Source organism: Helicobacter sp. 23-1044 (assembly GCF_053654695.1).
In genome coordinates this window covers 21,563-43,396 of the sequence record NZ_JBSIUQ010000006.1, presented here as the reverse complement: position 1 = coordinate 43,396, position 21,834 = coordinate 21,563, and the positions used below count along the sequence as shown (strand labels likewise).

Below are 21,834 nucleotides of genomic sequence, written 5' to 3'. Positions count from 1 at the left end.
TTTTAAAATTTTTTGGGTGTGAGACTAGACTAGCGGTCTGCGAACGCCCAAAAAATTTTAAAAGTGCGAAAGATGCACCCAAAGACGAATTGCTCCCATAGATTCTGCGTTATTGTTTAATGGTTATATGATTATCATCTTCCTTATTTTCGGCAAAATTTATATTTTGCAATTTCAATCGCAAGTCAGATGGCGATGTCGCCTTTTCTAACGCCGCCTCTTCATCTACAACGCCGTTAATGATTAACTCAAATAAATGCTGGTCAAAAGTCTGCGTTTGGTAAATCCCCTTGCCCTCAGCTAACGCCTCCATAATCTCGCCATCGCGCCCCTCAGCGATGATTAGCTCAATGCGTGGCGTTTTGAAAAGCAACTCCGCTGCCGCTACTCGCCCGCCTTTTTTATTTTTCAAAAGTCGCTGTGAGATGATTGCATTTAGCGTGCTAGCAAGCATCGCGCGAATCCTCTGCTGGTCTGTGGCGGGGAAAACGGAGATGATACGATTTATCGTCTCTTTTGCATCAAGCGTGTGAAGCGTGGAGAATACCAAATGCCCCGTTTCTGCCGCGTGGAGTGCCATCTCAATCGTCTCAATATCCCTCATCTCGCCTACCAAAATGATATCGGGGTCCTCGCGCAAAGCGGCTTTTAGCGCGGCGGCAAATGAGTTTGTATCCATACCGACACTGCGCTGATTTAAAATGCTTTTTACATCCTTATGCACGAACTCGATGGGGTCTTCGATGGTTATGATATGCTTTGAATGCTTGTGATTTATCTCATTTATTATCGCTGCCAAAGTTGTGGATTTACCCGAGCCTGTGATACCTGTAACAAGCACTAACCCGCGCTCCATATCGGTGATTTTATGAATCGCCTCAGGCAATCCAAGTCCATCGATAGTATTTTGAATCGTAGGGATTGTCCTAAATGCGAAGCTCACGCCATCCATTTGAAAGAAAATATTTAGACGAAAGCGCGATGACGCGTCATAAATGTAAGTCATATCCATCTCTTTATTTTGCACGAACTCCGGATAGCGCGTCCGTGTGAGCTCTTTTGCCAAAGTGATGGCATCATCTTTGCTAAAAATTTCATTTGCAAACACAATAATATCGCCGTTAATCCGTGCGCGAATCTTCGAGCCTGCCTTCAAATGCAAGTCACTTCCGCCAAGTTCAAGCAGTTTTTTAAGATAAACGCGCACTTTTCGTGTCACGCGGAAGTCAAGCTGCTCGACATCCACCTTCAAACTATCGATATTTGGATTTATGAATTCATTTAACTTTTTCTCATTTTCGCTTGGGATATACTCGCTATTTACGCCCTGAACGCTACCTGCGAAGTCTTGCATAATGTCATTATTTTTCGCCATCAAATTTCTATTTGCCGCTTTTATGTGCTGTGCGATTTGCTCGGGGGTGAGATTTTGCAAGGCGGGATTTTGCCTTTGTGGCGTGCTTTGTGCGCTTTGGCGCAGAATCTGTGGATTTTGCGCGGGATTCTGCGGATTTGGCGAGATTGCTTGCGCTGGGTGCGGACTTTGCGGTGCTTGTCGTGTTAGATTTACATTCATTTGTTGCTCCATTTTGGACTCCCTTTTATTTAAAATGAAAAAATAATATCGTAATTTTACATTATTTTCGATATAGATTCTACGATTTTTTGCTATAATTGAATGAATTTTAAATAAATGGAGTGGATTATGAGACGAGCAGGATTTACGATGATTGAGATAATGTTTATCGTGGTGATAATTGGCGTTTTGGCGGCGGTGGCAATCCCAAGACTGATGGTTAGCAGGGAGGATGCGTGCTATGTGAAATTGCGCTCAAATCTATCGGAGGCGCAAAGCGAAATCACGCGCCAATACACGAAAAACTTTATGCAGGGCAAGGCGATGAGCGATGCGGACTTGAAAAAAATACTTGATGATACGCTAGTGGCAAATACAAGCGCGGGATGCGACTTTGCGGTGAAAAGCAAAAATGATGTGACGATGAATATCGGCAGCGGAAATAAGAAAAAGTCCCTAAAACTCACGCTAGGCACGGACACAGCGACAAAGTCACCCACAATCACTTGCGATACGGATGACAAAAGAACAGGCGAAATGTGTAAAAGACTGCTAGGGAAAAAGGGCAATACGAAATAGCAGTTTGGCGTGGAATCTGCGGATTTTGCGAGATTCTGCTATTTTGGCGCAGAATCTAGCGTGGGATTCTGCGAATTTGACATAAATAAATTTATAAGGAAGTAAAAATGAGCACTTTAATAATCGAAAATGTAAAAGATGAGTTTCTCCCCGCATTTAGGGCGATAAGCAAGGCGATGGACGCCAAATGCAAGGTGCAAAAACCAAAATTGACAAAATTTGAAAAAGAGATTTTAAAAGCAAGGGCGGAGGTGGAAAAAGAGCGTAAAGATGGGACTTTGCGGACTTTTGAGAGTGCTAGGGAGTTTAGAATGGCGGTTGAAAATGGCGAAATATAATATCAACTACGCAAAAAGTTTCATAAAAGATTATAAAAAATTGCAAACCAAAGAAAAAGACTTGACGGATGAAATAATTGACAAAATAGCAAATGGGGAATTTCTCGCACCAAAGCATAACGACCACGCGTTAAGTGGGAATTTGCAGAATCAAATGCGAAAATTTCGTCATTGCGAGAATTGCTTGCAAGCCCTGCATTGCGAAGCAATTCGTGGCAATCCACTTTTTAATCAAAAATTATAGATTGCCACGAAAATGCAACTTTTAACAAAGTCGCATTTTCTCGCAATGACGGAATTTGCGCATTGGATTCTGCAACAATCGCAGAATCTAGCGTGGATTCTGCGAATTTAATGTGAATTTTTGGGCGAGATTCTGCGAAATTATTAGATTCTGCAAAGCTTTCAAAAATCCCGCTATTTAAAAATCTCACTGCCGATTCGCACCATATTTGCGCCATTTGCGATTGCGATTTTGTAATCGCTACTCATTCCCATCGATAAAATCTCTGCGCCGTTTTTGCGAAGCGAATCAAAAATATTTTTTGCGTTTTTAAAGCAAAAATCTTGTATTTTTATGTCATTTGTATTTGTGGCGATTGTCATAATGCCTTTTAGGCGAATATTTTTGCAAATTTCTTGTATTTTTTGATATGAATCTACTGCGGATTGTATTGTGAATCCAGATTTGGTAGATTCGCGTGCAGTATTTATTTCCATTAGGCAATTTAGCGTTTGATTGTTTGATTCAAGCCGTTTTTGCAAACTTTGCGCTAATTTTAGCGAATCTAATGCCTGAAAAAGCGTGGGTTTTAAGCCTAAAAGTGTGTTTATTTTATTTTCTTGCAAAGTGCCAATAAAGTGCCACTCGATAGGGAGATTCGCGCTATTTTGCGCCTTTTGCTTTAAATCTTGGACTTTGTTTTCGCCAAATGCCCTTTGCCCCGCGTTATAAAGTGCGATTATTTGCTCCAAACTCGCATATTTGGATACGGCAATTAGCTTTATAATGTGATGTGCGGAGTATTTTAGTCGCTCCGCTTCGATATTTTCGATGATTTGCGCCAAATTTTCTTGTAAAATTTCTTGCATTTTTTACCTCCATATTTTAAAAAGGCGAAGTTTTTGTGGCGATTCGCGCTATGTCGTTGTAGATTCCAAGTGCCATTAGGCTTAAAAGTAACGCCCACCCAAAGATGATGAGCCGATATAGGACTTTTTCGCTTATGGGTTTGCGCGTAATCCACTCATATAGCGTGAAAATGATATGTCCACCATCTAACGCTGGGATAGGGAAAAGATTGAGTAGTCCCAAATTTATCGAAATTAGCGCAGTTATGCTAAAAAGCGCGACAAGTCCGCTGTCTGTGGCATTTGAGATAATCTGCACGATTGCAATGGGACCGCCCAGCTCACTTGTAGGGACAATGCCACTGATTAGCTTTTGGACGCTTAAAAGTATCATTTTTCCCGCATACAGCGTCTCTCCAAAGGCAAATGGGATAATTTCGCCTAATCCATAGCGGACGACTCCAACCTCACCTTTTGCGCGAATGCCGATAAAACTCTGCTTTACATTCTCACCAAAGATATTTTTAGAATCTTTTACTTGCGGGATTAGCGAAACTTCATATATTTCGCCATCGCGCAAAAAACTTATATTTATCGCCTCTTTTTTATCGCCCACATAATCCGCAATATCGCGCCAAATTTTTATCTCTTTGTTATCGATTCGCACGATTCTATCGCCCTCTTGCAATCCTGCGATTTTAGCAGGTGAATCCTCCATACTATCGCCCACAATAGGCAACAGCGCGTTAATCCCAGCAAGTCCAATGTAAATATATAGCAAAAACGCTAATAGCAGATTCGCCCCGCTACCCGCAAATAGAATGCAAATCTTTTGCCAATGTGGCTTTACGGTGTAACTATCGCTATCGGTGCTTCGTTTGAGCGGGTCTAAATCGTCCTGCCCCTTCATCTGCACATAGCCACCAAGCGGAATGGCAGAAATCGCATATTGCGTGCCATTTATACGCTTTGTAAGAATCTTTTTGCCAAAGCCAATGCTAAAAACTTCAACCTTTACGCCAAAGATTCGCGCCACCAAAAAATGTCCCAACTCGTGGAAAAATATAAGAAATGACAGCACCAAAATTGAGATAATTAGCCACATTTATTTGCCTTTAAAAATTATTTTTTGTGCGATTCGCGTGAATCTTGCGTGATTCGTGTTAGATTCATTGCGGTTCATACGCAAGATTCGCTCATTTCACGCACTTTTATAATACGCCTTTGTGTAATCATAGCCCGAATACAGCGTTACAACTACCGCAATCCATAGCAACGCTTCGCCCCCGGGGAACAAATCCGCTAATAAAAACGCCACAGCCGTGATTTGAAAGCCCGTTTTGTATTTGCCTAAATTATTTGCAGCGACATTTTTGCCCTCACTTGCGGCGATTACGCGCAGTCCCGTGATGAAAAATTCTCTGCTTAAAATAAGAAATACCGCCCACGGATTTGCGCGTTCTAATAGCAAAAGCCCGATAAACGCGCCTAAAATCAGCATTTTATCCGCCAATGGGTCAAAAACCTCGCCAAATTTGGATTTGACATTGTAGATTCGCGCTATGTAGCCGTCAAAAAAGTCCGTGATTGAAGCGATACAAAAAATCAAACACGCCGTGTAATTTACCCACGAAAAGTCCACGAAATCAGGCAACGGGCGGTAAATAATCACGCATAATAGCAAAAATGCTAGTAAGATTCGCAAGGTTGTTAGGATATTTGGCAAAATATGTAAAATAGAATTATTGCGCATTTTGGGCTACGAATCCTTACATAATCCTACTTAAATGTAGTCCCGCCATCAACTACAAAAGTCTGCCCTGTAACCCACGCGCTTTGAGATTCATCACAAAGAAAATACACCGCACCAGCCAAATCTTCGGGCGTCCCCATACGATTTAGAGGGGATTGCTCTTCGACTTTTGCTTTGACTTGCGCATAATCAGGGAATGCACGAAGCGCATCTGTGTCAATGGGTCCGCCACTTACGGCATTTACGCGAATCTTAAATTCGCCTAATTCTTGCGCGGCGTATTTTACCATTGTCTCAACGGCGTTTTTGGAGTTGCCGTGCCCTGCGTAGTTTGGCATATAGACTAAATTGCCTGTGGAGCTTAAAGATACGATTGCGCCACCGACTACTTCGCCTCTTTCTAAATTTTTTTGCATTCGTTTTGTAGCCTCTTGTGCGCCCACCACAAAGGCTAAAACGGTCGCCGTGTAGATATTATTTAATCCACGCGGACGCAATCGCATAAAGGGCGCAAATCCCCCAGCCACGCTTTTACCATAAATAATCGCATTTGATACGAAAAAATCCACGCGCGAAAAATCAGCATCAATCTTTGTAAAAAGCTCCGTGTATTGCTCAGGTTCTAACACATTTAGCGGATAAAATCGCGCTTTTATGCCAAAGCGGCTCTCAACATCGTTTGCGATTTTTTGCGCTTCCTCTTCGTTGCGATTGTAAGTAAAGGCGACATTTACGCCCTCTTGTGCGAATCGATACAAAATCGCCTTGCCGATTCCTCTCGTAGCTCCGCTAATTACAAGCACTTTGCCTTTCATATTGTTGCTCATTTTTTCACCTCGTATTGTTTGATTATAGTTTCTAAATATGCCAAATTTTTCGCACTCACCTTGCTTAATGGCAATCTAAACTCCAAAGATTCGATAAGCCCACAAAGCCACATTGCCGTTTTGATTGGGATAGGATTCGTCTCGCAAAATAGGGCTTTGTTGATTGCAAAAAGCTCGGCGTTGATTTTGCGCGACTTTTCAAAATCCCCATTTCGCGCACTATCCACAAGCTCCACGATTTTATCGGGCAGTAAATTGCCCGTTACGCTGATTGCACCAACGCCTCCACTTGCCAAAATTGGATAGTTTATCGCATCCTCGCCACTTAAAATCGCAAAGTCGGGCATTTTTGCATTTAGCGCGACAACGCGCTCAATATCGCCACTAGCTTCTTTTACGCCATAAATGTTTGGATTTGCGCTAAAAAGTCGCTGCATCGTAGCAATATCTATGCTTCCCCCTGTGCGACTTGGGATATTGTAAAGCAAAATGGGGATTTCCACAGCATTTGCGATTCCTAAAAAATGCTGATAAAGTCCCTCTTGCGTGGGTTTGTTGTAGTATGGCGACACGCACAAAATTGCGTCCGCTCCCGCGCGCTGTGCGAATTTCGCTAACTCAATCGCTTCTTTTGTAGAGTTGCTCCCCGCACCTGCTAGGATTTTCACGCCACTGCCTTTGCAAATGCTAACTGCTGCTTCAATGCACTCTTTATGCTCATCGTGGCTTAAAGTCGCAGATTCGCCTGTCGTCCCCATAGGCACGCAAGCGTCCATTTTGTAAGCGATTTGCCTTTTTATGATTTTTTCATAGCTTACAAAATCAACTTTGTCATTTTTAAATGGCGTGATTAGCGCACTCATCGCGCCCGTTACTTTTGTCATCATTTTTTCCTTAAAAATAATGTCGTTGAATTTTCTATCTTAAAGTAGCGATTCGCCACTGCTACCAAATCTTTTGCTGTGATTTTATCGAAATTTTCTTCATATTCTAAAAGTGGCTTGATATTGCCCCGCGCAAAGTAGCTACCATACAAAGACGCCACTGATGAGCTATTCTCTAACCCATAGATAAAATCTGCTTTGACATTGATTTTTGCTTTGTCAATGTCTTGCGCTGTAATTGCGCCTTTTTTGATGGATTCAAGCTGTTTTAGTAGCGAATCTTGCAAGGATTCAGCTTTCACACCCTCATTTCCTGCTGCCATAAAGATAAAAAGCCCATCATCTTTTAGCTCCATATTGTAGCAATACACGCTTTGGGCGATTTGCTCTTTGGTAATCATATTTTGCGCCAAAATCGCGCTTTTACCATTGCTTAAAATATAGCTCAATAAGGACAGCGCGATTTGGTCTTTATGCTCGAAATTTGGGATTTTAAAGGCAAGTGTGTAAAGTTCGACTTCTTGATTTTCACGCCTAATCTCTACAAATCGCTTGTCATCTTGCGGGGCTTCTTTTGCCCTAGTTTGCGGTAGAATTTCGCGTGTGTTTTTGATATTGCCAAAATGTTTTTTTGCGATTTTAAAAAGCGTATTTGATTCGATGTCCCCAGCTACCAATATTATCGCGTTTTTGGGCTGATAAAAATTCTTGTAAAATTCGCGTATATCTTTAATATCCCACGATTTTATGTCCTCCATAAAGCCAATGGGCGTCCAATGGTAGCTATGCGTGATAAATGCGGTATTAAAAAGCCGAAAATACAAATATCCCGTAGGGCTGTTGTCCGTGCGCCATAAACGCTCTTCTGCTACGACATTGCGCTCGGTTTGAAATTCGCTATTTTTGAGTGAGAGATTTTGCATTAGCTCGGCAAAAAGTGAGAGTGATTTGTCTAAATTGTCCTTGTGTGCCTTAATAAAATAGCGCGTGTAATCAAAACTCGTAGAAGCGTTGTTATTTCCGCCAAATCCTTTGACAATCTCATCAAACTCCCCAGCTTTGAGCTTTTTTGTGCTTTTGAAACTCAAATGCTCCAAAATATGCGCAATGCCACTTTTGCCCAGCACTTCGTTGCGTGAGCCGACTTTGTAAAAGATATTTATATCCACAACTTTGCTATTATTTTTCATAGGAATCGTCACAACTTGCAGTCCATTTGGCAAAGTCATCTCATCGTATTTGTAAAGCGAACTTTTCGCAGAATCTAATGTATTTTTGGCATTTTTCGCAGAATCTGTGGCATTTTTCACGCCATTCGCCGAATCTATTGCGTGATTCGCAGAATCTGCCCCCGCAGCATTTAAATAGCACATAACAAGCACTCCATAAAGTATTTTTTTCATCAAATATCCTTTTTGAAATCAAACCTGCGATTATAGCATAAAAATTTTATGAAAAATGCAGTTTTCACAAATCAATCCCTGTAACACATAATTTTTATTTTCTCATCATCGCCTTTTGCCAACGAAATGCGTTTTAGTTGATTGTTTTGCGAGGCGTTTATGAAATATCGCCGCATTGTGCCTTCAAAATCAACAAACCGCACGAAAAATCCCACACTCGCCTTTTCCTCGAACTGCACTTCAATCTCAAACATTTCCTCTTGCTTTGCGCGGATTTGGGCGAGTGCATTCGCCTCTTTTGCCTCTATGTCGCTAATTAGCGCAAAATAGTTGTTGTAAATCTCGTGGATTCTGCGATTTTTGAGTTTTAGGGCGTTTATTTGCTCCGCCCAAGCGGGGATTTGATGATTTTTGCCAAGCATTTGCTCTAATAATAAATCGCTATTATTTTTTAGCGAAATAATGCCATTTTTGTCCTGCATAATGAGATTTTTAAACTTTTTTATGGCGAATAATTTTTCATTTAAATTATCAAACTCCGCCTTTTTCGCGCCATAAGAGCAAGGATACAAAATAAATTCATTATTTTCCCCGCGAATATTTTTTGCAGTGAGCGACTTTTGGATAAAAAGCATATTATTTGATTGAATATGCGATATTTGCGCGAAATCAAAGTAGAGTTTTGAACCATTTAGATAATTTATTTGCAAATTATCGCATTTTATTTCGGCATTTTCACAATGGCGGATTTGCGCCTCTTTGGCACTTAATCGCCCCTTTAAGTGCAGAATCTGCGCCTTTTTTGCAAATAAATTGCTTTTTAAATGCACTTGCCCGTTTAGAAAAAGATTCTGCGATTTAATCTCCACTGCGCCGACATTGCCGATAATTTTCAAATCATCCACTTCTAAATTCACCCCGCTAGGAATGGCGTCTTTTAAAAGTGTGTCATTTTTTACGATGAGTGATTTTACGCACTGCTCTTTGATATTTTGGATATTTTTTGCGTTGATATTATCCACGATAATGCTTTTTGAAATCATCATAACGCCATTTACAATGGAAACATAACCGCTAGATTCTGCGGTGTAGATGATAAAGTCATCTTTTTGCGCAACTGCGATATTTTCTCCCGCGCTAATGCCGATTGGATAACTCATCGCAACGCCGTAGAGTTTCCCATAAATATTGCGCCACGGAAAGGCGTAATGCGGTTTTTGATATTTTAGCAGAATCTCGCCACTCTCAACTTTAAAAAATCCCCCGCTAAGAAGCGGACTTTCTAGCGATAAAATGGCGTCATTTTGACTTTTGGATAAAAGCAGACGCGTGGCGGGAGTGTTGATATTTGGCTCTTTTAACTTGCAAATATCAATCGTGTAAAACTCCGGATGAGTGTCGCTGCTGCGAAGTTTTAGCGCGATATTTGCGATTTTATCACTCAAATCGCCCCAACCCATATTGATGATAATCCCGCGATACGCGCAAATATTTAAAATCGTTTGATAAATAATCTCGCTTAAATTGCCATTTTGCGGAATTCTTTGCGTTGCGATATTTGCGGTGAGTGCGGTTGCGCTTTCATTACTCTGCACTTGGATTAAAATCGGGTAAAATGAAGTATTACGGCGGAAAATCTCAATCTCATAGTCCTGCGTGATGAAATTATTGCTATCGATATAATTTTTGATGGCGTCATTTGCGATATTTTCCCTCGCGCCATCCTTTAAAATGAAGGTTTTATATGAAATGAGATTGTAATCAAGGGTGAGCGGATTTACCTTATTTTCAAACGCAAATCGTTGCAGAATCTGCTTTATATCCTCACCACTGCGAATAATTTTGCCTTGCGTATTTTGCTCCACTCCAAAACCCTATTTTGAAAATAAAACTGCGATTATATTAAAACTTCGATTTAAAATAAATATTTGCGATGGAAAAAATGAAAATAATGTAGATTCTGCGAAATTTGGGAGATTTGGCGAAATTTATGATAAATTCTGCGAATCGCAGAATCTAGCGCAAAAAAAGTCAAAAAACGCAGAATCTAATGTGTTAAATTCCGTCATCGCGAGGCAAATCTTGATTCGCCGAAGCAATCCACGCATTTCGTCATTGCGAGATTTGACGAAGTCCATTCGTGGCAATCCATATTTTTTAATTTAGATTCTGCGATTTTATAAAATTTTCGTGCGAGTCGCAGAATCTAATGCGCGTTCAAACAATTGAAGTAATGGCGGTGGTGCTTTGGATTATTTTTGCGTGAAACAAGCGAGATAGGACTTGTGCGTCCATCGAGCGAAATTTTGTGCCAAAACAAAGCAAATGATTACCCAAGACACAAATTGCGAATCTACCACCCCACTCTCCACTCAAACCCTCCCCCATTACTCATAATTCTATCTCCAAAGTTTCCATAATAAGCAATACTAAACTCCATATCAAAATTTTTTGTATTTAGCACATAGCTACCACTTATATTTGCATAGCCTAACACTTTGTCATTATCTACTATCATATCTACGCTTCTATTATTACTCAAAAAGACTTTTGATTTAGACAAAGCATTATTTGTAATATTACCCTTTATGCCAAATTTTGTATTTAATCCCCAAAGTCCTATGTTTGTATTAAAGTATTTATTATAATCCAATGCTAAATCCAAATATAGCAGATTATAAAGTTGCTTATTATACTTCTCAAATACACTTAAATCTGCCATATTACTCATAATAAATTCATTTGCATACAATCCCTTATAATCCACTCCACCACTTAACCCCAAAATCCCATATTGATTGAAATCCCAATCCTTGCCGTAACTCACACTTGCGCCAAATCCAATAGTATTTGGTTTGATTTTATCTCTAATAGATATTGACTTAACTTCATTCATAAAATAATATCCATCGATTCGTGCTTTAATATACATTGCATAAATCAAATCTAATTTATAATTTAATCCTAAATTGAGATTCATAGAAGTTATGTTGAATATCGAATCATCTTTGTCATTCAAACTTGCATAGCTAAATACAAAGTGTGTGCCTAACGAATTGCTATTATTTAGCTTACCACTAAATGCTGTTACGAATCCATATTCTAACCCTGATAGATTATAACGCCCTGATTCAAAGAAATAATTGTGATTCACAAATGGGGTTAAAATGAAGTAATAATTTTGCGTTGCGCTTGGATTCACGCTTGGCTTAATCGTGCGTGTGCTTTTGGCACTTTGTGTGCTTTGTGAGTCGGCTATGAGTAGTGAATTGCTTTTGTAGAAGAATGATTCGTTTGATTTGAGAGTGGATGGTTGCTTCGTTTCACTCGCAAATCCTGTGGATTGCCACGATTCGGCTAAAGCCGAATCTCGCAATGACGGAGAAAATGACGAAACTTTTTTGATTCGCCGAATCACGCGTTTTCTTGTTGTGCGATTTGTGCCTTTATATTTATGTGGATAAATCAACGATTCGCTTATCGTAGAAAAATTATTCATCGTGCGAATGTTGCTTTTATACAAAGTGCCTATTGTGCTGTAACCTGCCTCTTTTGCGCTGGCAAGATTGACTATGAAATTATTTCCGCTTTGCGTTAGCGTGTAGAGCTCGCTTCTAGTGGTAAGGCGGGAGAAATCCAAACCAAGCGCGGTTATGCTACCGCCCGTCCTATCGGTAACAATTTTATCGATATTATATGTCGCTCCAAACTCAAAATCCGCATCAAAATCAAGCAAAATCTTTGATTTGCCATCTTTAAATCGGACATTTTGCGCTGTGGGCGTGTAGGCATTGTATTGTATTATCAAATGCGAATTTTTATTGTTTGTCTTGTCAGTATAGCCCCTAAAGTCATTAAATTCAGTTGCGTTTTCGTTGATTAAAATAGTGTAATTTTGAATGGTAAGATTCGCGTTTCGGCTTTCAAGGGCAAAATGCGCCGCATTGTTTCCAAGCGTATTTATATAGCTACCCTGATTTGTTTTGATAATGCCTAAATTATTTAGCGTGATATTTTGCGCGGAATAATAACTCCACACGCCACGCATTTCGCCATAATTTGTAATCGTGCCAAGCGCGTTAGCTGGACTTAAAATGATACCGCCTGAAATAGTGCCGTAGTTTGTGAGATTTGAAATGCCACCGCTATTTAAATTAAAAGTTTGGTTGTCGGCTGTGGTAATGGTGCTATGATTTATAAAATTTGTGATTTGCGATGAAATGACTATTGAACTTAAGCTAAATGGAGTGGAGTTTGTGATTTCACTTTGGGGCGTTTTGATATCGCAAGAGTTGTTAGGGCATAGCGTTTTTAGCTCAATCGCATTTAGATTCGCGCATAAAAGCACAAATCCTAAAATCCCCCCCCCCGTTAAGCATTTTTTATAAGCACTCATTTTTAAATCCTCCCATTTTTAATCCCTTTCGCAAAAATTACGCAAATTATAACTTATAAAAGCAAAACTTGCGATTTTTATGCTAAAATACGCCGAATTTTTTTCAAAACTTCGCACATTTTGCAAAATCGCAAACGGCAAAATCGGGGTGTTAGCTCAGTTGGGAGAGCGCAACGCTGGCAGCGTTGAGGTCAGGGGTTCAAACCCCCTACACTCCACCAAATCAAATCCCGCCGAGATTCTGCGCTAAAATCTCTACATTTTTACGCACATCGCCCCGCCAAATGGCACTTATCATCGCTATGTAATCTGCATTTTTGACTTGCGAGATATTGTCGCTAGTTATGCCACCGATGGCGCAGATTTGGGCGGTTTTTAGGTGCGTTTTTGTGCTTTGTAAAATCTCCGTCCCTACAATCGCAGAATCTGTCTTTATCTTGCTTTGAAAAATGCTCCCAAATGCCACATAATCCGCGCCCTTTGCTTCATAAGATAATGCGCGCTCCAAATTACCATAGCACGAAATGCCAATTTGCCCCTTAAACTTTTGGCGCAGAATCTTAAATGGCATTTTCTCATCATCACGCCCCAAATGAAGTCCGCAAGGCACTTCGCGCTTTTGCAATTCTAATGCAAGATTCACCCTGTCATTTATGATAAATGCGACTTTGTTTTGAATGCAAATTTCTGCTAAATTTAGGCACACTTCCAAAATGTCATCATCGCTTGAAATTTTATCACGCAACTGAAAGATTTGAATCCCGCCATAAATCGCCTCTTTTAGCATTGCTTCGATTTTGTCGTAGGGTGTGAGATTATAATCACTAATCGCATAAAGTTTCAATATCGTATTCCATTTTCTAGTAATTTTTCGCGGATAAAATTCATCTGTATATTTTTATCAAAGCACCACTTAGGCGCGATTAAACTATCATCGTGCACACCTGCGGAGACGCGCTGGATTACGACATTTTCGGGGATTAGTTTGAGTGATTGCACTATGAGATTTGTATATGATTCAAGTGAAATGGGCGTGTATTTTCCCGCTTTAAACATTTGCTCCAAAGGCGTCTCTTTCACAATATAAAGCGGATGAATCTTAATGCCATCAATCCCCCACGACAACACTTCTTTAAGCGATTGCATCATCATTTCTTCGCTCTCTTTTGGCAATCCAAAAATCAAATGAACGCAGACTTTTATCCCCAAAGCGCGTGTTTTTTGGATTAGCTCTTTTGCGCCGTGAGTGTCGTGAGCGCGATTTATAAGGCGCAAAGTTTGATTAAAAGTCGATTGAATCCCATATTCCACCCAAATATCCTTGCCGTTTTGCGCGTGGTGCGATAGAAATTCTAGCACAGAATCCTCTATGCAATCAACGCGTGTGCCGATTGATAGCCCAACGACATTTGGGAGATTCAAAGCCTCACTATAAAGTCGCTCCAAAGTTGCAAAAGGCGCGTAAGTGTTGCTAAAAGATTGAAAATAAATGATATATTTTGTGATTTTATATTTGTCTTTGTGATAATTTGCGTGTTTAAAAAATTGCGCTTTTAGCGTCTCAATCTGCGAATCTAAAAGCGGATTTTCCACCAAACTAAAATTCATAAAAATAGTATTTTTTGGCGAATCTTGTGTGATTTCTTTTAGTGTTTGTAAAGATGGCGAGAAACTTTCATTTTTGCAATAAATGCACCCGCCCTTTGCCTTTGTGCCGTCAATATTTGGGCAAGTGAAGCCCTGCAATGAAATGGGGATTTTCCGCACACGAGTGCCAAAACGCGCCCGAAAATACCGCCCAATGGTTAAAATCTGCTTCAAATAATGTATTCCTTATCAAAACAAGCCTTGCAATAGCCACTCCCATCGCTAACGCCTATGCTTTTATAAAGCCCATTTAGCGATAAAAAATGCAATGAATCCGCACCGATAAACGCGCAAACTTCATCTGCGCTTTTGTTTGCGGAGATGAGCTGTGAGCTATCTGGCGTATCCACGCCATAGTAGCAAGGTGCAATGGTTTCAGGCGAAGCGATGATTAGGTGAATCTTTTTTGCCCCTGCCTTGCGGAGAATGCTAATGATTTGTTTGCTTGTCGTCCCGCGCACAATGCTATCATCGATGATGATTATGTCCTTGCCCTCGATTAGCTTTTCGATGGGGTTTAGTTTTAGTTTGACTTTTAGTTCGCGCATTGATTGCGTAGGCTCGATGAATGTGCGCCCTATGTAGTGATTGCGGACGATGCCAAATTCAAATGGGATTTTGCTCTCTTGCGAATAGCCGATTGCCGAAATCACGCCCGAATCTGGCACAGGTATGACAAAATCCGCGCTTATTTTATGCTCTCTTGCAAGCTCTACGCCCATATTTTTGCGAATCTCATAGACGCTTTTGCCAAAGACAAAGCTATCAGGACGCGCAAAATAGACAAATTCAAAAATGCAGTGCTTTGGAGTGGGTGGGAAAACTTGGATTGATTCGATTGTAGTGGCAAATTCGTCTTGTGGATTGTTTTTTTTGGATTGCTTCGGCGAATCGGCGCATTTTGCATTCAAAACAACGGAAGGATTTTCGGTATGGCTTTCGTTGTTTTTGCTAAATTTTGGGCGTGAGACTAGACTAGCGGTCTGCGAACGCCCGAAATTTAGCAAATCGGCGGAATGCTTATCTAAAGACGAATTGCCACAAGACGAATCACTACTGCTAAAAATCACCATTTCACCGGGGTTAATGTCGCGGACAAATCTTGCCCCTATCAAATCAAAAGCACAAGTTTCACTTGCCACAATATACCCCTTTGTGCCGTCCTCATTTGTGATTTCTCCCAAACTCAAAGGGCGAAATCCATAAGGGTCGCGAATCGCAAAGAGTTTGCCCCTACTCAAAATAACAAACGAATACGCGCCTTTTATGTGTTGCAATGATTCGATGATTCTATCGCGCAGTCGCTCTTTTTTGCTGTGTGCGATTAGGTGGATTAGATTTTCGGTATCCAAATGGCTTTGAAAAATCGCGCCTTTTGCGGTTAAATCATCGCGGACTTCTTTTGCATTGACTAAATTGCCGTTGTGTGCTAGGGCGATTTCGCCAAGTGCGTATTTGGCAAAAATGGGCTGCACATCGCATTTGCTGTCCTCCCCTGCGGTTGAGTAGCGATTATGCCCGATACTCGCACTGCCTTTGAGTGCGTCTAATCCGCCTTTGAAAATGGAGGTAACTAATCCTTCGCCTTTAATGGTGGTGATTTTGTGCCCATCGGTGGTTGAGATTCCGCTACTCTCTTGTCCTCTGTGTTGCATTGCAAAAAGCGCGTAGTAGCACAAAACAGCACTTCGATTCGCATTAAAAACGCCAACTACTGCGCATTTTTCGTTAGGCGATTCGCGAAATTCAAAAGATTCGTGTGAATCCACAAAAGATTCGTGCGAATTTGCATTAGATTCGTTAGATTCGCAAGATTTGCGCGAATCGTGTGCCAAAAGCGATTCAAAGTTAGTTTTTTTCATTTTTGCCCTTTAATTCAATGCCAAAGCGTCCTTTATATCGTATAATCCGCGCTCTTGCTTTATTAGCCATTTGCCGACATTGATTGCGCCTTTGGCAAAAGTCATTCGGCTAGTTGCGTTGTGCGTTAGCTCCAAATATTCGCCATCCATATAAAAGCCGATTGTGTGCCGTCCTACAATATCGCCACCACGGAGGCTCATCACACCGATTTCATCGCTTTTGCGTTCACCGATTGCGCCGTCCCTACCACTTACACGGACTTTGTCAATGTTTAATCCCCGTGCTTTTGCGACATTTTGCGCCAACGATAGAGCCGTGCCAGATGGCGAATCTTTTTTGTGATGATGATGAATCTCAACGATTTCAATATCGCTCTCACGCAACGCCGTAGCCACGATTTGCGCGATATTATTTAGCACCACAATGCCACGCGACATATTTGAAGCGTATAAAATAGGCATTTTTTGCGAAGCGGCGTTTAGCAAATCCATTTGCATTGCATTTAGCCCTGTCGTGCCGATGACAATGGGCTTTGCGCAATTATCAATCGCGCAATCAAGCAGATTTTGCGTGGCTTCGGGGCTTGAAAAGTCGATAATCAAATCGCTTGATTCTAAAAAAACCTTTATATCATTTGTAACCAAAACGCCTTGCGGGATAGAGTATTGCAACTCATTTCGCACAAAAACGCACGATAATTTTGCCACCTCATCATCGCCCAAAGATTCGATTAAAAGTCTGCCGATTCGCCCACTTGCGCCAAAGATTCCTACTTTTATCATTTGTTGCTCCAATTTTAGTTAGATTCTGCGAAAAATGCGCTAGATTCTGCGAAAATTCTAATTTTTTGTCATTGCAAACGAGTGAAGCGAAGCAACCATCTATTTTTGATTTTTTGGATTGCCACGATTTGCTTCGCAAATCTCGCAATGACAAACATAATGAAACGATTCGCAAAATCTACTTATGCGACTCCAAATACTCAATCGCACTCAACGCCGCCACCGCGCCATCCCCTGCGGCAATTACGACTTGTTTTAGCGCATCTTGGCGAATATCACCAGCGGCAAAAAGTCCCGCCACCGAAGTTTTCATATTTAAATCCACTTTGATTTTGCCACTAGCATCTAACTCGCAAAGTGGCGCACCATCGCCACTAATAATGCCCGTATTCACATCATACCCGACAAATTCAAACACGCAACTCACTTCAATCTCTCGCACTTCGTTTGTGTCCGTATTTGTGATTTTAATGCCTGTGGCGTGCTTGCCATTGCCGATGATTTCATCAATCACAGCGGGGGTTATGATTTCGATTTTTGGATTGCTTTTTGCGTGCTCTTGCGTGCTTGGCGCGGCGCGAAACTCATTTCTTCGGTGAATCAAATGCACCTTTTCGCAGATTCGCGCCAAATACACCGCCTCTTCTAGCGCGGTATCGCCCCCGCCAAGCACGGCTACGGGCTTATTTTTGTGAAAAAATCCATCGCAAGTCGCACAAGTGCTTACCCCCCTGCCCCAATATTCGCCTTCGCCCTTTATCCCTGAACGGCGTGGGTTGCCCCCCGTGCATAAAATCACCGCTTTTGCTTCTTGCGTTGTGCCATCTGCCAACGCTATTTCAAAAATCTCGCCTTTTTTGGCGACTTTGCTAACTTCATTCATCTCGTGGCGTAGCCCAAAGCGAAAGCATTGCTCTAACCACGGCTCCATAAACTCAATCCCGCTTACGATATCTTTCACGCCCGGATAATTTTCAATCTCACTAGAATTTGTGATTTGCCCGCCGGGCATTCCGCGCTCAAAAAGCACGACATCTTTCAAACCGCCACGAGTCGCGTATAATCCCGCGCTTAACCCCGCAGGTCCGCCCCCGATAATCGCTAAATTTATCATTTCATAATCCTTTGTATTTTGCTATCTTGCGCGTATTTTGACGCACTACTTTTACTACCTTTACTACTTTTCTTAATCCTAAATGCCACAGGCACTTCATCAATGCCAAAAATCCTGCTAAATTTCAAAAGTGTATTCATCCCGCTACTGATTGGAGTAATGCCATCTGCGCTATTTTGCGAAGTATTTTGATGATAATCGATTGCCAAAATCGCTAAATTTTCGCCTAGATTCTGCGTTTTGGGTGCTAAATTTGTAAATTTATCGACTTTTGAGTTATACAAAAGCACGATATATTCATCATCGCTAGGGTGAAAAATGCCCTGCTTCTCGTAAAAAATCAACTCTCCAAAATCAACTACCTTAAACTTCGTAAAAGTGTATTGAAAATAAAAAAACGCCGCCGCCGCAAAGAGCGTGGCGACAAATGGCATCAGTGGCGAAAATCGCACTTTTACAAAATCGAGTTTAGTTTATCTTTTATCGCTTGCTCGCTTGTGGCACCCGTGATTTGATGCACAATCTCGCCATCTTTGATAAAAAACATCGTAGGTATGCTAACCACGCCAAACTTCGCCACCAAGTCCTTTTCATCATCGGCATTGACTTTGCAGATATTTGCGCGTCCTTCAAACTCATCGACTAGCTTTTCGATAATCGGATTTAGCATTCGACACGGACCGCACCAAGGCGCCCAAAAATCCACCAGCGACACACCGCTCTTTGTCACGCTATCGAAATTCGCGTTGTTTAACTCAATATACTTACCCATTTTTTCTCCTTAAATTTTAAAAATAAAAGCAAAATTCTAACATAAAGCAAAATTTTTACACTTAAATTTCACGCACTTATGTTTTCAAAAAATTCAATTTCGCCATTTTTAATGCTAATCACATCTACGCAAAATGCCACATCTAGCGCGTGATTCGCCAAATAAATGTGGATTGAATCGATGATTCGATTCAACTTTTTTGGCGTTACATTTTGTAAAGGATTGAAGTTTTTGCCAGATTTTACTTCGATGAAATGATAGACTGAATCTTTTGTAGCGACAATGTCAATCTCCCCGTAGCGCGTGAAATAATTACACGCAACAATCTCAAATCCGCTATTTTGCAAGAATTCTTTTGCGCTAGATTCTGCGAATGCCCCTTTTTTGCGACTCATCTGTGAAACCTTAAAAATTTTTTTGGCGCAATTATAAAGAATTTGATATAAAATCTCATATTTTTTTCAAACTTGTAAAATCTACACAAGCCATAAATTTTTTTTCATTTTTAATTGATTTTTAAGCTGGGGGGGGGGCAAAATGCGATTTGCTTTTTTTTGCAAAAAAGCAAATTTTATGAAAGGAGAAAATATGAAAAAGTTAGGTTTAATTGCTATCTTTGCGGTTTTATTTAGTGCGTGCTCGACAATTTCTGTCGTGGATACCACAAATATCCCCGTAAATGCGAACGAAGCAAAAATCGGCACTTCTGAATGCGTGTATATTTGCGGTTTTGAAACGCAAAAATGCTCCATCGATGACGCCGCAAAAGCCGCTGGTATCACTACGATTCAAGCAGTCGAAGTAAAAGATTTCAAAACTTTCTTTTATGATACAAAAACAATCATCGTGCGCGGTAAATAATCTCGCAAATGCGCTAGATTCGCTGAATCTAGCGCACGATTCACGCCAAAATCACACGCCTTTATTTATGCCACGAAATGCAGTGAAATCGTGCTTTTTCACGCACCAAATTCGCTATTTTCACAAGATTCACGCGATTTTTTTGCGCGATTAGTCGCAGTTTTCGCTCATCGCTCTTGCGAATCGAAAATAAAAATTCATATTCCTCGCCACTTACGGCATTTGCGCGATTCATACGTTCAAAAAATCTAAAACCCACGCGATTTAGCGCAGAAATGCGATTTAGTTCATTGAAAAGCCCATCTGAAATATCCATTCCCCCGCGCACAAAATCCAAAATGTCGCTTATAAATTTCGCGTGAAGCGTAGGCGCGTAAAACTTCGAGCCACGCGCGATTTTCCCGCCCCTATACAAATATCGCATATCTTTTATAGCGCGTCCAAGCGGATTTCCACGCGTTTGAGTGTGAAAAAGCAAATCGCCTACCCTAAATCCACTCCGCAAAATAGGCTTTTTTCGCACTTCGCCAATCATCGTAACGGCGATATTTAGCTTGTGGCTTTTAATCGTATCGCCCCCGATGATTTTTATGTCAAATGCCCTACACACCGCGCTAAAACCTTTATTTAGCTCATCAATGTCCGCGCCACTCATAGATTTGCCAAGCGAAATGCCTAAAAGTGCGTATTTTGGCTTTGCACCCATCGCCAAAATGTCGCTGATATTCACAAGCAACGCCTTTTGCGCGATTTGGTAATAGCTAAAATGCGGGATTTTAAAATGCACTCCCTCGCAAAACAAATCCATCGCATAGACGAATCTACCCACCACCGCGCCATCATCGCCGATAAAGCGCGTGATTTTTTGCGCTTGCAATTTAGCGATAAATTTTGCTTCCCTATCCACGCATAATCCCAAGTGCCTTTTTTAGGCGGTTTTTCGCTCGAAGTGCCACGAGATTTGGCGCGAAATATAATAAAAAAATTGCGTAGCGAATGCGAGTGTGCGGGATTTTGGCGATGAAATTTAGCAAAATGGAGTATTTTTTATGTGCGCTCAAAATCCCCACTACGCGCGATTTTAAGGCATAAGGGTCGCTTTTAAATGCCAAAATATCACAGCTTCTAGCAAAAAGCGTGGGTAAAAATGCGCTTTTAAGCGCGCTTGCAAAGCTCATTTTGCCCCCCCCCCAGCACGACTTTTTGCGTTTGCGCGATTGTTTGCGTTTGTGCGACTTTTTGTGTTTGCAAATCAGCGAATTTTATAAATTCTATCAAAATTTTTGCAAAGCTACTAGCGCGAAAATAAGCCAACGCGCGAGATTCTGCGCTAAAATACTCACGCAAATGCCCCGCAAAAGGCGGTAATTTCGCATTGTGTGAAGCGATACTATTTTCTCTAATGCGGTAATTATAAAGCTTCTTTGGCAATGCGACAATCGCCCCACTCTGCGAGAAAATCTGCACTCCAAAGAGTTCATCCTCATAAATTGCGCCCTCCAAAAATCGCAGATTTTTTTCACATAAAAACCGAAAGTCAATCATCCCCTGCCAGCTAAACCAAAACTGCCCTAGCCCCGCGCTCTGTGCTTTATCTAACCACTCTTGCGCTGTGAGTTTTGTCGCGTGCGAAAGCGCAAAGCAAGTAAGCGGGTCTATTTTATCCCCACCAAAAGGTTTAAACCCAAACCAAATGATATCGGGGGATTTTGCGAAATTTACATTGTCATTTTGAGTTGTAGGCGAAACATTTCTTTTATTTGAGATATTTTGAGATATTTCGCTTTGCTCGATATGATAATTTGGCGTGGATTGCTTTTGCAAATCTCCCCCCTCCCTTGCGGAGAGTTTTGCCTTTTGTCCCCCCTCACTTGCGGAGGGGGCTAGGGGGTGGGTATTTTGCGAATTAGATTCTGCGAAATTTGTGTAAATCGCAGAATCTACGCATTTTTCAAGCAAATCACTATC

27 protein-coding genes and 1 tRNA gene are annotated in these 21,834 nt (G+C 41.1%); 6 read left to right on the top strand and 22 right to left on the bottom strand.

What is annotated here, in order from left to right:
- Nucleotides 1–109: 109 nt before the first annotated feature.
- Nucleotides 110–1,588 carry a type IV pilus twitching motility protein PilT gene (locus ACWIUD_RS06420; protein ID WP_454147799.1) on the bottom strand — a complete coding sequence of 493 codons (1,479 nt, stop codon included), beginning with the start codon at nt 1,586–1,588 and terminating at the stop codon, nt 110–112.
- Nucleotides 1,589–1,705: 117 nt separating this feature from the next.
- Here ACWIUD_RS06420 and ACWIUD_RS06415 point away from each other — a divergent pair, with 117 nt between their 5' ends.
- The 3 genes from ACWIUD_RS06415 (at nt 1,706) to ACWIUD_RS06405 (ending at nt 2,737) form a co-directional block, all read left to right on the top strand.
- Nucleotides 1,706–2,155 (top strand): type II secretion system protein, encoded by a 450-nt coding sequence (locus tag ACWIUD_RS06415; RefSeq protein ID WP_454147797.1) that lies wholly within the window; start codon nt 1,706–1,708, stop codon nt 2,153–2,155.
- A gap of 107 nt (nt 2,156–2,262) precedes the next feature.
- On the top strand, nt 2,263–2,493 hold the full coding sequence (locus tag ACWIUD_RS06410) for a hypothetical protein (RefSeq protein ID WP_454147795.1): 231 nt from the start codon (nt 2,263–2,265) through the stop codon (nt 2,491–2,493).
- A complete protein-coding gene (locus ACWIUD_RS06405; protein ID WP_454147793.1) occupies nt 2,480–2,737 on the top strand; it encodes a type II toxin-antitoxin system RelE/ParE family toxin in 258 nt (85 codons plus the stop codon). Before ACWIUD_RS06410 ends, ACWIUD_RS06405 begins: the two co-directional genes overlap by 14 nt.
- Here ACWIUD_RS06405 and ACWIUD_RS06400 read toward each other — a convergent pair.
- From ACWIUD_RS06400 to ACWIUD_RS06365, 8 genes are all read right to left on the bottom strand, one after another.
- On the bottom strand, nt 2,721–2,927 hold the full coding sequence (locus ACWIUD_RS06400; protein ID WP_454147791.1) for a hypothetical protein: 207 nt from the start codon (nt 2,925–2,927) through the stop codon (nt 2,721–2,723). The two genes, ACWIUD_RS06405 and ACWIUD_RS06400, sit on opposite strands and share 17 nt — an antisense overlap.
- Entirely contained in the window at nt 2,911–3,585 is a 675-nt protein-coding gene (locus ACWIUD_RS06395; protein ID WP_454147789.1) for a YggS family pyridoxal phosphate-dependent enzyme, read from the bottom strand. The genes ACWIUD_RS06400 and ACWIUD_RS06395 overlap by 17 nt, the downstream gene beginning before the upstream one ends.
- A gap of 16 nt (nt 3,586–3,601) precedes the next feature.
- Nucleotides 3,602–4,669, bottom strand: a complete 1,068-nt coding sequence (gene rseP / locus ACWIUD_RS06390; protein WP_454147787.1) for an RIP metalloprotease RseP — start codon at nt 4,667–4,669, stop codon at nt 3,602–3,604.
- Nucleotides 4,670–4,765: 96 nt separating this feature from the next.
- Nucleotides 4,766–5,317, bottom strand: a complete 552-nt coding sequence (gene pgsA / locus ACWIUD_RS06385; RefSeq protein ID WP_454147785.1) for a CDP-diacylglycerol--glycerol-3-phosphate 3-phosphatidyltransferase — start codon at nt 5,315–5,317, stop codon at nt 4,766–4,768.
- A gap of 26 nt (nt 5,318–5,343) precedes the next feature.
- Complete coding sequence (locus ACWIUD_RS06380; RefSeq protein ID WP_454147783.1) at nt 5,344–6,144, bottom strand: enoyl-ACP reductase; 801 nt, start codon at nt 6,142–6,144, stop codon at nt 5,344–5,346.
- Nucleotides 6,141–7,031, bottom strand: a complete 891-nt coding sequence (gene dapA / locus ACWIUD_RS06375) for a 4-hydroxy-tetrahydrodipicolinate synthase (protein WP_454147781.1) — start codon at nt 7,029–7,031, stop codon at nt 6,141–6,143. Before dapA ends, ACWIUD_RS06380 begins: the two co-directional genes overlap by 4 nt.
- The gene (locus ACWIUD_RS06370; protein ID WP_454147779.1) at nt 7,028–8,431 is read right to left on the bottom strand and encodes a M16 family metallopeptidase; all 1,404 of its coding nucleotides are present in this window, start codon (nt 8,429–8,431) and stop codon (nt 7,028–7,030) included. The genes dapA and ACWIUD_RS06370 overlap by 4 nt, the downstream gene beginning before the upstream one ends.
- Nucleotides 8,432–8,502: 71 nt before the next feature.
- Nucleotides 8,503–10,296 (bottom strand): hypothetical protein, encoded by a 1,794-nt coding sequence (locus ACWIUD_RS06365; protein ID WP_454147777.1) that lies wholly within the window; start codon nt 10,294–10,296, stop codon nt 8,503–8,505.
- Between ACWIUD_RS06365 and ACWIUD_RS06360 the strand changes: the two genes are divergently transcribed.
- Nucleotides 10,274–10,597, top strand: a complete 324-nt coding sequence (locus tag ACWIUD_RS06360) for a hypothetical protein (RefSeq protein WP_454147775.1) — start codon at nt 10,274–10,276, stop codon at nt 10,595–10,597. The two genes, ACWIUD_RS06365 and ACWIUD_RS06360, sit on opposite strands and share 23 nt — an antisense overlap.
- A gap of 51 nt (nt 10,598–10,648) precedes the next feature.
- Here the strand turns inward: ACWIUD_RS06360 and ACWIUD_RS06355 are convergent, their stop codons facing one another.
- Both ACWIUD_RS06355 and ACWIUD_RS06350 read right to left on the bottom strand, forming a co-directional pair.
- Entirely contained in the window at nt 10,649–10,807 is a 159-nt protein-coding gene (locus ACWIUD_RS06355) for a hypothetical protein (RefSeq protein ID WP_454147773.1), read from the bottom strand.
- On the bottom strand, nt 10,785–12,827 hold the full coding sequence (locus ACWIUD_RS06350) for a hypothetical protein (protein ID WP_454147771.1): 2,043 nt from the start codon (nt 12,825–12,827) through the stop codon (nt 10,785–10,787). Before ACWIUD_RS06350 ends, ACWIUD_RS06355 begins: the two co-directional genes overlap by 23 nt.
- Nucleotides 12,828–12,972: 145 nt before the next feature.
- Here ACWIUD_RS06350 and ACWIUD_RS06345 point away from each other — a divergent pair.
- Nucleotides 12,973–13,048 (top strand) — tRNA-Ala (locus ACWIUD_RS06345).
- Between the two features lie 2 nt (nt 13,049–13,050).
- Here ACWIUD_RS06345 and ACWIUD_RS06340 read toward each other — a convergent pair.
- From ACWIUD_RS06340 to ACWIUD_RS06300, 9 genes are all read right to left on the bottom strand, one after another.
- On the bottom strand, nt 13,051–13,671 hold the full coding sequence (locus ACWIUD_RS06340; RefSeq protein WP_454147769.1) for a thiamine phosphate synthase: 621 nt from the start codon (nt 13,669–13,671) through the stop codon (nt 13,051–13,053).
- Complete coding sequence (locus ACWIUD_RS06335; RefSeq protein ID WP_454147767.1) at nt 13,668–14,648, bottom strand: TIGR01212 family radical SAM protein; 981 nt, start codon at nt 14,646–14,648, stop codon at nt 13,668–13,670. Before ACWIUD_RS06335 ends, ACWIUD_RS06340 begins: the two co-directional genes overlap by 4 nt.
- The gene (locus ACWIUD_RS06330; protein ID WP_454147765.1) at nt 14,645–16,336 is read right to left on the bottom strand and encodes an amidophosphoribosyltransferase; all 1,692 of its coding nucleotides are present in this window, start codon (nt 16,334–16,336) and stop codon (nt 14,645–14,647) included. The genes ACWIUD_RS06335 and ACWIUD_RS06330 overlap by 4 nt, the downstream gene beginning before the upstream one ends.
- Before the next feature lie 9 nt (nt 16,337–16,345).
- Nucleotides 16,346–17,119: a 4-hydroxy-tetrahydrodipicolinate reductase gene (dapB, locus tag ACWIUD_RS06325; protein ID WP_454147763.1), complete on the bottom strand. Its 774-nt coding sequence runs from the start codon at nt 17,117–17,119 to the stop codon at nt 16,346–16,348.
- Nucleotides 17,049–17,294, bottom strand: coding sequence for a hypothetical protein (locus ACWIUD_RS06320; protein ID WP_454147761.1), 246 nt, complete (start codon nt 17,292–17,294; stop codon nt 17,049–17,051). Before ACWIUD_RS06320 ends, dapB begins: the two co-directional genes overlap by 71 nt.
- 3 nt (nt 17,295–17,297) lie before the next feature.
- Nucleotides 17,298–18,233 carry a thioredoxin-disulfide reductase gene (trxB, locus tag ACWIUD_RS06315; RefSeq protein WP_454147759.1) on the bottom strand — a complete coding sequence of 312 codons (936 nt, stop codon included), beginning with the start codon at nt 18,231–18,233 and terminating at the stop codon, nt 17,298–17,300.
- Complete coding sequence (locus ACWIUD_RS06310) at nt 18,230–18,685, bottom strand: hypothetical protein (RefSeq protein ID WP_454147757.1); 456 nt, start codon at nt 18,683–18,685, stop codon at nt 18,230–18,232. Before ACWIUD_RS06310 ends, trxB begins: the two co-directional genes overlap by 4 nt.
- Before the next feature lie 2 nt (nt 18,686–18,687).
- Nucleotides 18,688–19,005 carry a thioredoxin gene (trxA, locus tag ACWIUD_RS06305; protein ID WP_454136381.1) on the bottom strand — a complete coding sequence of 106 codons (318 nt, stop codon included), beginning with the start codon at nt 19,003–19,005 and terminating at the stop codon, nt 18,688–18,690.
- A 68-nt stretch (nt 19,006–19,073) separates the two neighbouring features.
- Complete coding sequence (locus ACWIUD_RS06300) at nt 19,074–19,400, bottom strand: YraN family protein (protein WP_454147755.1); 327 nt, start codon at nt 19,398–19,400, stop codon at nt 19,074–19,076.
- Nucleotides 19,401–19,593: 193 nt separating this feature from the next.
- Here ACWIUD_RS06300 and ACWIUD_RS06295 point away from each other — a divergent pair, with 193 nt between their 5' ends.
- Nucleotides 19,594–19,866, top strand: a complete 273-nt coding sequence (locus ACWIUD_RS06295) for a TRL domain-containing protein (RefSeq protein ID WP_454147753.1) — start codon at nt 19,594–19,596, stop codon at nt 19,864–19,866.
- A 61-nt stretch (nt 19,867–19,927) separates the two neighbouring features.
- On the opposite strand, the gene ACWIUD_RS06290 is transcribed toward ACWIUD_RS06295, so the two are convergent.
- Both ACWIUD_RS06290 and ACWIUD_RS06285 read right to left on the bottom strand, forming a co-directional pair.
- On the bottom strand, nt 19,928–20,773 hold the full coding sequence (locus ACWIUD_RS06290; protein ID WP_454147751.1) for a thiamine-phosphate kinase: 846 nt from the start codon (nt 20,771–20,773) through the stop codon (nt 19,928–19,930).
- Nucleotides 20,766–21,044: a hypothetical protein gene (locus ACWIUD_RS06285; RefSeq protein WP_454147749.1), complete on the bottom strand. Its 279-nt coding sequence runs from the start codon at nt 21,042–21,044 to the stop codon at nt 20,766–20,768. The genes ACWIUD_RS06290 and ACWIUD_RS06285 overlap by 8 nt, the downstream gene beginning before the upstream one ends.
- Nucleotides 21,045–21,834 lie beyond the last annotated feature (790 nt).

Excerpts from the sequence above, each read along its gene's own strand:
- ACWIUD_RS06420 (WP_454147799.1), bottom strand. The coding sequence starts at position 1,588 with ATGGAGCAACAAATGAATGTAAATCTAACACGACAAGCACCGCAAAGT.
- ACWIUD_RS06415 (WP_454147797.1), top strand. The coding sequence starts at position 1,706 with ATGAGACGAGCAGGATTTACGATGATTGAGATAATGTTTATCGTGGTG.
- ACWIUD_RS06410 (WP_454147795.1), top strand. The coding sequence starts at position 2,263 with ATGAGCACTTTAATAATCGAAAATGTAAAAGATGAGTTTCTCCCCGCA.
- ACWIUD_RS06405 (WP_454147793.1), top strand. The coding sequence starts at position 2,480 with ATGGCGAAATATAATATCAACTACGCAAAAAGTTTCATAAAAGATTAT.
- ACWIUD_RS06395 (WP_454147789.1), bottom strand. The coding sequence starts at position 3,585 with ATGCAAGAAATTTTACAAGAAAATTTGGCGCAAATCATCGAAAATATC.
- rseP (WP_454147787.1), bottom strand. The coding sequence starts at position 4,669 with ATGTGGCTAATTATCTCAATTTTGGTGCTGTCATTTCTTATATTTTTC.
- pgsA (WP_454147785.1), bottom strand. The coding sequence starts at position 5,317 with ATGCGCAATAATTCTATTTTACATATTTTGCCAAATATCCTAACAACC.
- ACWIUD_RS06380 (WP_454147783.1), bottom strand. The coding sequence starts at position 6,144 with ATGAGCAACAATATGAAAGGCAAAGTGCTTGTAATTAGCGGAGCTACG.
- dapA (WP_454147781.1), bottom strand. The coding sequence starts at position 7,031 with ATGATGACAAAAGTAACGGGCGCGATGAGTGCGCTAATCACGCCATTT.
- ACWIUD_RS06370 (WP_454147779.1), bottom strand. The coding sequence starts at position 8,431 with ATGAAAAAAATACTTTATGGAGTGCTTGTTATGTGCTATTTAAATGCT.
- ACWIUD_RS06350 (WP_454147771.1), bottom strand. The coding sequence starts at position 12,827 with ATGAGTGCTTATAAAAAATGCTTAACGGGGGGGGGGATTTTAGGATTT.
- ACWIUD_RS06330 (WP_454147765.1), bottom strand. The coding sequence starts at position 16,336 with ATGAAAAAAACTAACTTTGAATCGCTTTTGGCACACGATTCGCGCAAA.
- dapB (WP_454147763.1), bottom strand. The coding sequence starts at position 17,119 with ATGATAAAAGTAGGAATCTTTGGCGCAAGTGGGCGAATCGGCAGACTT.
- trxB (WP_454147759.1), bottom strand. The coding sequence starts at position 18,233 with ATGATAAATTTAGCGATTATCGGGGGCGGACCTGCGGGGTTAAGCGCG.
- trxA (WP_454136381.1), bottom strand. The coding sequence starts at position 19,005 with ATGGGTAAGTATATTGAGTTAAACAACGCGAATTTCGATAGCGTGACA.
- ACWIUD_RS06300 (WP_454147755.1), bottom strand. The coding sequence starts at position 19,400 with ATGAGTCGCAAAAAAGGGGCATTCGCAGAATCTAGCGCAAAAGAATTC.
- ACWIUD_RS06295 (WP_454147753.1), top strand. The coding sequence starts at position 19,594 with ATGAAAAAGTTAGGTTTAATTGCTATCTTTGCGGTTTTATTTAGTGCG.
- ACWIUD_RS06285 (WP_454147749.1), bottom strand. The coding sequence starts at position 21,044 with ATGAGCTTTGCAAGCGCGCTTAAAAGCGCATTTTTACCCACGCTTTTT.